Raw genomic sequence first — 3,698 nt, forward strand, 5'->3', positions numbered from 1 at the left:
CTATAACTATCTTATTTGAATTTGGTATTAGTTGATGATTTTTTCTTTGCTGATGGCTGAGAGCTGATGGCTGAATGCTTACAGGCTAATCATACAAAGTATAGAATATAGCAAAAGTTGAAAGTTCAATTGTTACTGTGAATAGGGTAGAGCAGAAATAAGAAGATTAATTCTTTATTCCGTTGTTTTAGAGATTTGATAATTCATTCAAATAATAGGAACTGCCACCAGATAATTTATATAGTCTTTCTCATATTAACAGTAATGAGGCAGACCTTAATTTTGGCTTCTCTGTTGCCTATTCCCTATTCCCTAAATCGAGACAAAATTCCAAGTTGAAAGTTGAATTATTACTGTGAATAAGGCAGAGCATAAGCCAAAAGATTAATTCTTATATTCCGTTGNTTCCAAGTTGAAAGTTGAATTATTACTGTGAATAAGGCAGAGCATAAGCCAAAAGATTAATTCTTATATTCCGTTGCTTTAGAGATTTGATAATTCATTCAAATAATAGGAACTGCCATCAGATAATTTATATAGTCTTTCTCATATTAACAGTAATGAGGCAGACCTTAATTTTGGCTTCTCTGTTGCCTATTCCCTATTCCCTATGCCCTATTCCCTATTCCCTATTCCCTGTTATTAATTGAGAAATTCTATTTGAGGAACAGGAAATTTCACAGTAAATATAGAACCTTTATTCACTTCACTAACTACAGCAATATCTCCACCCATCATTTTACAAAAGTGACGACTAATAGCTAAACCTAAACCAGTTCCTCCATGTTTTCGTGTTGTTGAATTGTCAGCTTGAGTAAATGGTTGAAATAAACTTTCTATTTTATCTTCTGATATACCTATACCAGTATCAGCAACACTTAAAACTAACATCTTATCTTTGGAGTTAAAGCCTAAATTTTCACCGACAAAACTCTCATTATTATTAACCATTTTAACTTTTAAACTAATGTTGCCATTTTCTGTAAACTTAGCTGCATTACTCAAAAGATTTAGAATTACTTGACGCATTTTATTAGGGTCTGCTAGGATTGGTTCTTGATTATCTTCACAGATTATTTCTAATGTATTGCCATTCTGATCTATCAAGGGTTGAATAGTTGCTAAAACATTTTCAATTAATGCCATAATATTGAAGCTTTCCCAATGAACATCCATCTTACCTGCTTCAATTTTTGAAAGATCGAGAATATCATTAATTATTGTTAATAGGTGTTTTCCAGAAGTATGAATATTATTAAGGTCGTGAATAAAGTCTTCATAGCCTAAATCCTGGGCATCTTCTAGTAAAATTTCACTGTAGCCAATAATAGCATTTAATGGTGTTCGTAATTCATGGCTCATATTTGCGAGAAATACACTTTTTGCTTTATTTGCTGCTTCTGCCTCATTTTTTTCTTGTTTTAAACGTTTATTTTCTTTGAGTTGTTGAACATTTGTTAATGTTTTTTTTATCGTAATGTCTAAATCTTGAAAATCTATAGGTTTAGTCAAAAAATCAAAAGCACCTCTATTCATCGCAGACCTAATTTTTTCCATATCATCATAAGCGGAAATAATAACTGCCTTTATATCAGGATAGTGAAGTTGAAGATTATCTAGTAAAGTTAAACCATCCATTAAAGGCATATTAATGTCAGTTAATACGATGTCTATACTAGGTTCATCTGACAAGATTTCTAGTGCTTCTACACCGTCTCTGGCAAAAATAAAATCTAGTTCTTTTGTTTTGATTTTTTTTCTAAAGTTACGAATGATAAGTGATTCAAAATCCGGCTCATCATCTACAACAAGTATTTTTGATGACATGATATTCTGATTAATAAGCTAATTGCTTTTAATTTTTAAGTTATACCATGTCCGCTGGTATTGGAGCGTGCAAAAGTTAGGGTAAATATCTAGGAAATTTAAGTTTTTTTTGTTCTTAAGACTTCCTCCCTTGTCACTTTTCCTTATTCCTTCTTCCTTCTTACTTACCCTGACCTTACAATACCGATGCTACCGGACATAATATTACTTGTAACCAATGAGAATGAATATATGCTATTTCTAATTTTGGCATAATTGGTCATGGAATTCTTGCATTTGACTTTTGTCTATACTCTAAAGACAAGAAGTCAATACTAATACAATTTGGTTAATTTTGAAATGGCAACTGAGGTATAAAATAACATTTAGGATTTGTGAATGAGACTGGGACGAACGTTTATTTACCTAGCAAGGGTTTGAGCCAAAAAAGAAAGTGTTTCATCCTTATTTGAAATGACTATAACATTTAGGATTTGTGAATGAGAATTGTTAAGAATTAAAGTATGTTTTCTGTACTATAGTAATCCTATTTAAATTGTAATATTTTTTTGATAGGGCGGATTTCCTGCGGAAAGCTTTGCAGAATGCAAAACGCGAATCGCTTGTACAGGAGTCATAATTTACTTATGTTTTCAGTTAAAATGAACTATTATAAAAATTTTTACAACTAATGGGTGGATTGCTATATATAGATTGGTAGTAGAATTAAGTGACTGAGAAGATAAGCGTATATTTTTTTTACTACTTATAATTTTAAGCTAAATTGATATTTCTGGAATACTATCTAGACTTAATATTAAATCACTAGAAATATCCGTATACTCAGTATCTTTTTCTTGGTCGTAAACTTCTGAAAAACGCTGACAGCTAGTAGCAAATTGACAAGTATGACAAGTATCAATAATCTCTACTTGCGGAAATTCTATCTCTTCTTCCTGGTAATGTTTTAACCAATAAGTTAAATTATCTAATATCTCCTGTAAATCCTGTTCAGTTTTTTTGTGTGCTTGTTGATTATAAGAAAATTTTAGTTTGTAGGGTAAACTTTTACTTTTTGGTTGGATAAACCAATAGGTCATTGAAACTGTTTCTGGCAAATAGTTGCTAGTTTCAACTAGGGTATAAAGATATAACCGTGTTTGCCAATTTTGAGCTAATTTTTTTTTGTTTTGAGGATGACTATAGGTTTTCCAGTCAAAAATTTGTGCTTGTTTATTTTCAGCAATTAATAAATCATAAATAACTGTCAGAATATAACCATTAAAATTAATGCTACGATTATGTTCAGCTTGGCGTAAAATTATATTTTCTTGAGTTTTAGGATTTAATATTTCTGATGCAGCTTGGGAAAAATTATCAAAACAATGCTGCATTTCTTGATTTTCTAACATCAAAGATTCTATTGGTAATCCTAGTTCTTTTTGCTGCATTAATAAGTGAAACTGACTACCCCAATTTAGTCTTTCTTGTTCTGCTGATGTTGTTGGTAAACTCAGATTATCTAGGTAGAGATGTTGGAATTTACGCGGACAAGTTGTCAGTAAATTTAGGTGTTGTTGAGAGAGTCTATATTTTGTCATTTTGTCATTTTAGGGAGTAGGGAAATTGATAATTGATAATTGATAATTGATAATTGATAATTAATAATTACCTCTGATTAAAACCTTACGGGAATTGAATACAAGGAAATCTCTTAGGACTTTTTTTATCTTAAAAGAGAAGGCTTTATATCTTAATTTTTCGGTGAACAAGCATAAATATTACGCAACAGGAGCAATAATGGATAATTGATAATGGATAATTGATAATGGATAATGGATAATTGATAATGGATAATTGATAATGGATAATTGATAATTGATAATGTATAA

At 30.6% G+C, this 3,698-nt stretch carries 2 protein-coding genes; both read right to left on the bottom strand.

Going from position 1 to position 3,698, the window contains the following annotated elements:
- Nucleotides 1-642: 642 nt before the first annotated feature.
- A complete protein-coding gene (locus AFK68_RS06270; protein WP_246844029.1) occupies nt 643-1,827 on the bottom strand; it encodes a response regulator in 1,185 nt (394 codons plus the stop codon).
- A 758-nt stretch (nt 1,828-2,585) separates the two neighbouring features.
- Nucleotides 2,586-3,407, bottom strand: a complete 822-nt coding sequence (locus AFK68_RS06275) for a PD-(D/E)XK nuclease family protein (protein WP_094672033.1) — start codon at nt 3,405-3,407, stop codon at nt 2,586-2,588.
- Nucleotides 3,408-3,698: the final 291 nt, after the last annotated feature.

It is taken from the genome of Hydrocoleum sp. CS-953, assembly GCF_002260545.1.
Taxonomy (GTDB): domain Bacteria; phylum Cyanobacteriota; class Cyanobacteriia; order Cyanobacteriales; family Microcoleaceae; genus Trichodesmium.